The sequence below is a fragment of the Hydrogenophaga sp. genome (assembly GCF_030158645.1).
Lineage (GTDB): Bacteria > Pseudomonadota > Gammaproteobacteria > Burkholderiales > Burkholderiaceae_C > Hydrogenophaga.
The window spans coordinates 1-5372 of sequence record NZ_JAOASO010000154.1 but is presented as its reverse complement, the minus strand read 5'-3'; the positions used below and the strand labels follow the sequence as shown (position 1 = coordinate 5372).

The 5372-nt window shown below is 67.5% G+C and carries 6 protein-coding genes; all 6 read left to right on the top strand.

The window, feature by feature from the left end; all coding sequences use genetic code 11:
- Window positions 1-18: 18 nt before the first annotated feature.
- Window positions 19-1641 (top strand): carboxyl transferase domain-containing protein, encoded by a 1623-nt coding sequence (locus Q1W68_RS16655; RefSeq protein ID WP_300717130.1) that lies wholly within the window; start codon window positions 19-21, stop codon window positions 1639-1641.
- A 4-nt stretch (window positions 1642-1645) separates the two neighbouring features.
- The gene (locus tag Q1W68_RS16650; RefSeq protein WP_300717129.1) at window positions 1646-2149 is read left to right on the top strand and encodes a DinB family protein; all 504 of its coding nucleotides are present in this window, start codon (window positions 1646-1648) and stop codon (window positions 2147-2149) included.
- 28 nt (window positions 2150-2177) lie between these two features.
- The gene (locus tag Q1W68_RS16645; protein ID WP_300717128.1) at window positions 2178-3314 is read left to right on the top strand and encodes an acyl-CoA dehydrogenase family protein; all 1137 of its coding nucleotides are present in this window, start codon (window positions 2178-2180) and stop codon (window positions 3312-3314) included.
- A gap of 2 nt (window positions 3315-3316) precedes the next feature.
- Complete coding sequence (locus Q1W68_RS16640; RefSeq protein WP_300651947.1) at window positions 3317-4108, top strand: enoyl-CoA hydratase/isomerase family protein; 792 nt, start codon at window positions 3317-3319, stop codon at window positions 4106-4108.
- A 6-nt stretch (window positions 4109-4114) separates the two neighbouring features.
- A complete protein-coding gene (locus tag Q1W68_RS16635) occupies window positions 4115-4735 on the top strand; it encodes a DUF4126 domain-containing protein (protein ID WP_300717127.1) in 621 nt (206 codons plus the stop codon).
- Between the two features lie 8 nt (window positions 4736-4743).
- A partial coding sequence (locus tag Q1W68_RS16630) for a biotin carboxylase N-terminal domain-containing protein (RefSeq protein WP_300717126.1) occupies window positions 4744-5372 on the top strand: 629 nt, incomplete at its 3' end.

Below are 5372 nucleotides of genomic sequence, written 5' to 3'. Positions count from 1 at the left end.
ACCTGACAGGACCGCACCATGTCGACCCTGGAGACACAACTCAACGCCCGCTCTGCCGACTTCCAGGCCAATGCCGCGGCCATGCGCGCCGTGGTGGACGACCTGCGCGCGCAGGTCGCCAAGTCCACCTTCGGCGGCGGCGAGGCCGCCCGCGCCAAACACACCCAACGCGGCAAGCTGCTGCCGCGCGACCGCGTGCAGATGCTGCTGGACCCGGGCACACCGTTCCTGGAGCTCAGCCCGCTGGCCGCGCTCAACATGTACCCGGACCGCGACGGCACCGACAGCGCACCCTGCGCCGGCGTCATCACCGGCATCGGCCGCGTCAGCGGCGTGGACTGCCTGATCGTCTGCAACGACGCCACGGTGAAGGGCGGCACCTACTACCCCATGACGGTGAAGAAACACCTGCGGGCGCAAGAGGTGGCGATGCAGAACAACCTGACCTGCATCTACCTGGTGGACTCGGGCGGCGCCAACCTGCCGAACCAGGACGACGTGTTCCCCGACCGGGACCACTTCGGCCGCATCTTCTACAACCAGGCCAACATGAGCGCCAACGGCATCGCGCAGATCGCTGTGGTCATGGGCTCGTGCACCGCGGGTGGGGCGTATGTGCCCGCCATGAGCGACGAGACCATCATCGTCAAGAACCAGGGCACCATTTTTCTGGGTGGTCCGCCGCTGGTGAAGGCGGCCATTGGCGAGATCGTGAGCGCCGAAGACCTGGGTGGTGGCGATGTGCACACCCGCCTCTCGGGCGTGGCCGACCACCTCGCGCAGAACGATGCGCACGCGCTGGCCCTGGCGCGACAGGCCGTGGCCACCTTGAACCAGCGCAAGCTGGCCACGCAGGCCCTGCGCGAGCCACGCGCACCGCTCTATCCCACGGAAGAGATCTACGGCGTGATCCCGACCGACACGCGCAAGCCCTACGACGTGCGCGAGATCATCGCCCGCCTCGTCGATGTCAGCGAGTTCCACGAATTCAAGGCGCGCTTCGGCGCCACGCTGGTCTGCGGCTTCGCGCACATCGAAGGCATGCCGATCGGCATCGTCGCCAACAACGGCGTGCTCTTTTCCGAGAGCGCACAAAAAGGCGCGCACTTCATCGAACTCTGCTGCCAGCGCAAGGTGCCGCTGCTGTTCCTGCAGAACATCACCGGCTTCATGGTGGGCAAGAAGTACGAAAGCGAAGGCATCGCACGCCACGGCGCCAAGATGGTCACCGCCGTGGCCACCGCCAGTGTTCCGAAGTTCACCGTGATCATTGGCGGCAGCTACGGCGCCGGCAACTACGGCATGTGCGGCCGTGCCTACAGCCCGCGCTTCTTGTGGATGTGGCCGAACGCGCGCATTTGCGTGATGGGCGGCGAGCAGGCCGCCGGCGTGCTGGCCACCGTCAAGCGCGACGGCATCGAGGCCAAAGGCGGCACCTGGAGCGCCGAGGAAGAAGCGAAGTTCAAACAACCGGTGCTCGACCAGTTCGCCCACCAGTCGCACCCCTACTACTCCAGCGCCCGCCTGTGGGACGACGGCGTGATCGACCCGGCCGACACGCGCCGGGTGCTCGGCCTGGCTCTCTCGGTCGCGCTGAATGCGCCGATCGGCGAGCCGAAGTTTGGTGTGTTCAGGATGTGATGCCATGAACGCGCACCAGCACTTCACCCAACTGGCCCGCTACAACGTGTGGGCCACGCAGCAACTGATCGCGGCCATCGAGCCGGTCAACGAGTTCGACTACCGGCGCGACCTGCGCCTGTTCTTCAAGAGCATCCACGGCACGCTCAACCACCTGCTGGTGGGTGAGCACATGCTCTGGCAGCGGCGCTTTGCTCGGGGCGAATCGCCCAAGCTGGAACTGGACATGGAAGTCGAGCCCGAGCGCGACCGGCTGGCCCAGGCCTTGAAGGGCGGCGCCAAGGTGTGGGAGCCGCTGATCACCAGCTGGCCCGCCGAGCGCTTTGACGGCCAGCTCAGCTACACCAACATGCGCGGCCAGGCCATGAGCCTGCCGTTCGCCGCCACGCTGGCCCATGTGTTCAACCACGGCACGCACCACCGGGGTCAGATCAGCGCAGCGCTCACCATGCTCGGCCAGCCCGCACCGGAACTGGATCTGGTGTTCTTTCTGCAGCAGAACACCTGATTGCCAAGGCAACACACGGGCCAGATCCATGACCGCCACCATTTACGACAACCCCGACCACGAACTGCTGCGCGACCAGGTCGCGCGTTTCCTGGAGCGCGAAGTCGAGCCACACGCCGCCGCCTGGGAGGAGACGGGGATGGTGCCGCGCGACGTGTTGCGCCGCATGGGCCAGGCCGGTTTGTTGGGGATCGCGTTTGAAGGCGAATACGGCGGTGCCGACGCCGACGCCTTGACCAACCTGGTCTTCGCCGAAGCGCTGTCGCAAAGCACGTTCGCCGGCTTCATCATCACCGTGCTCGTGCACACCGACATGGCCGGCCCGCACCTGCACCACGCCGGCACCCCGGCGCAGAAGGCGAAGTACCTGCCCAGGGTGACGGCGGGTGAGCTGATCACCGCGGTGGGCATCAGCGAGCCCGGCGCCGGGTCTGACGTGGCCGGCATGCGCACCACGGCGCGCCGCGACGGCGACGAGTGGGTGATCAACGGCACCAAGATGTTCATCACCAACGGCGTGCACGGCGACCTGTATTTCGTGGCCGCCAAGACCGGCACCGCGCGGCACGACATGTCGATGTTCATCGTCGAGAAGGGCACGCCGGGTTTCACCGTGGGCCGCGCGCTCAAGAAGACCGGCTGGCTCTCCAGCGACACGGCCGAACTCGTGTTCGACAACGTGCGCGTCCCCGCGGAAAACCTGCTGGGCGAGGAGGGCAAGGGCTTCTACTCGGTGATGAAGAACTTCCAGACCGAGCGCATCGCCCTGGGCGCCATGGCCATCGGCCACTGCACGCAGGCGCTCAAGATCACGCTGGACCACGTGCGCCAGCGCCAGGCCTTCGGCGCCACGCTGTGGGACCAGCAGACCATCCGCCAGCGCTTCTCGATGTTGGATGCCAAGGTGCGCGCGGCGCGGCAGTTCATGTACCACTGCGCCTGGAGCGTCACGCAAGGCCATGACATCGTGCAGGAAGTGTCCATGCTCAAGGCGCTCACCGGTGAGCTGGTCAACGAAGTGGTGCAGACCTGCCAGCAGTTCCACGGCGGCATGGGCTTCATCCGCGAGACGGCGATCGAACGACTGTGGCGCGACGCGCGGGTGCTGGCCATCGGCGGTGGTGCCACCGAGGTGATGCTCGAAGAAGTGGCCAAGAGGTATTGAACATGAGTGATGTGCTTGACGTGACCCGCCCCAGCGCCCATGTGGCGCATGTGTGGCTCAACCGCCCCGATGTGCGCAACGCCTTCAACGACGACGTGATCGCCGCGCTCACCGCCACCTTCGAGACCTTGTCCCGCGACGACGACCTGCGCGTGGTCGTGCTCGGCGCCCACGGCAAGGCCTTCTGCGCCGGGGCCGACCTGAACTGGATGAAGGCCATGGCCGGCTACAGCTGGGACGAGAACCGCGCCGACGCGCAGAAGCTCGCCGACATGCTGTGGACGCTGGACCAGTGCCCGGTGCCGGTGGTGGGCCGGGTGCAGGGCGACTGTTACGCCGGCGGCATGGGGCTGGCGGCCATCTGCGACGTGCTGGTGGCGGTGGAGGGCGCAACCTTCTGTCTGTCCGAAGCGCGCCTGGGCCTGCTGCCTGCGACCATCAGCCCGTATGTCGCGCGTGCCCTGGGCGTGCAGGCTTCGCGCCGCTACATGGTCACGGCCGAGCGCTTCAGCGCCGTGCGAGCCCACGCGCTGGGCATGGTGCACGAGCTGGCCACGCCCGAGACGCTGGACGCGAAGGTGGACGAGATCGTCGCCGCGCTGGTGGCCAACGGACCGAAGGCCTCGCGCGAATGCAAGCGCCTGGTGCGCGACGTGGGCGGTGTGCCCATCACGGCCGAACTGCGCAGCGAGACCGCGCGCCGCATCGCCGATGTGCGCGCCAGCGACGAAGGCCGCGAAGGCCTGCAGTCCTTCCTGGGCAAGCGCGCACCCGGCTGGTTGCCACCGGGCTGAACGGCCATGACGGACGCCCTCGCTTCCCTGGGAACCCCCGAGCTGCTGGCCCTGGCCGGTGCGCTCGGCTGGGCCAGCGGTTTTCGCCTGTACGCGGTGGTGTTTCTCGTCGGCATGGCGGGTGCGGCGGGCTGGATGGAGCTGCCCGCCGGTCTGCAGGTGCTGCAGCACCCGGCGCTGCTCGGAGCCAGCGGGTTCATGCTGTTCGTCGAGTTCTTTGCCGACAAGATCCCAGTGGTGGACTCGCTGTGGGACATGGTCAACAGCGTGGTGCGCATTCCGGCTGGTGCGGCGCTGGCGGCGGGCGTGTTCGGAGCCGACAGCGGCGCCATGGCACTGGCCGCGGCGTTGCTCGGCGGCTCGCTCGCCGCCACCAGCCAGGCCGCCAAGTCCACCACGCGCGCCGCCATCAACGCCTCACCCGAACCGTTTTCCAACATCGCCATGAGCCTGGTCGAAGACGGCCTGGTGGTGGGCGCCGTGTGGCTGGCCACCAACCACCCCATCGCTTTCGGCGTGCTGCTGCTCATCACCGTGGTGCTGATGTGGATCGTCACCTGGATGCTTTTCCAATTCCTGCGCGCGGTGTTTCGCCGTGTGCGCTCGTTCTTCACTGCCCCCGCTTAGGACACAACATGTTCTCCAAGATCCTGATCGCCAACCGCGGCGAGATCGCCTGCCGTGTGGCCGCCACCGCCCGCCGCTTCGGCGTGCGCACCGTGGCCGTGTATTCCGACGCCGACGCCAGCGCCAAACACGTGGCCGCGTGCGACGAGGCGGTGCACATCGGCGGCAGCGCGCCCAAGGACAGCTACCTGCAATGGGAACGCATCATCGAGGCCGCCCAGGCCACCGGTGCGCAAGCCATCCACCCCGGCTACGGCTTTCTGAGCGAGAACGATGCGTTCGCGAATGCCTGCGCCAACGCCGGCATCGCCTTCATCGGCCCGCCCGCGTCCGCCATCCTCGCCATGGGGCTGAAGGCCGAGTCCAAGCAGCTCATGGAAAAGGCCGGCGTGCCACTGGTACCCGGTTACCACGGGGCCGACCAGGACCCCGCCATGCTGCAACACGAGGCCAACCGCATCGGGTACCCGGTGCTCATCAAGGCCAGCGCCGGTGGCGGTGGCAAGGGCATGCGCGCGGTGGACAAGGCCGAAGACTTTGCAGATGCGCTCGCCAGCTGCCAGCGCGAGGCGCGCAACAGCTTCGGCAGCGACGCGGTGCTGATCGAAAAATACGTGCAACGCCCGCGCCACATCGA

Bases quoted from the DNA above. Each gene is read 5' to 3' on its own strand.
- Q1W68_RS16650 (WP_300717129.1), top strand. From the start codon at position 1,646: ATGAACGCGCACCAGCACTTCACCCAACTGGCCCGCTACAACGTGTGG.
- Q1W68_RS16645 (WP_300717128.1), top strand. From the start codon at position 2,178: ATGACCGCCACCATTTACGACAACCCCGACCACGAACTGCTGCGCGAC.
- Q1W68_RS16655 (WP_300717130.1), top strand. From the start codon at position 19: ATGTCGACCCTGGAGACACAACTCAACGCCCGCTCTGCCGACTTCCAG.
- Q1W68_RS16640 (WP_300651947.1), top strand. From the start codon at position 3,317: ATGAGTGATGTGCTTGACGTGACCCGCCCCAGCGCCCATGTGGCGCAT.
- Q1W68_RS16635 (WP_300717127.1), top strand. From the start codon at position 4,115: ATGACGGACGCCCTCGCTTCCCTGGGAACCCCCGAGCTGCTGGCCCTG.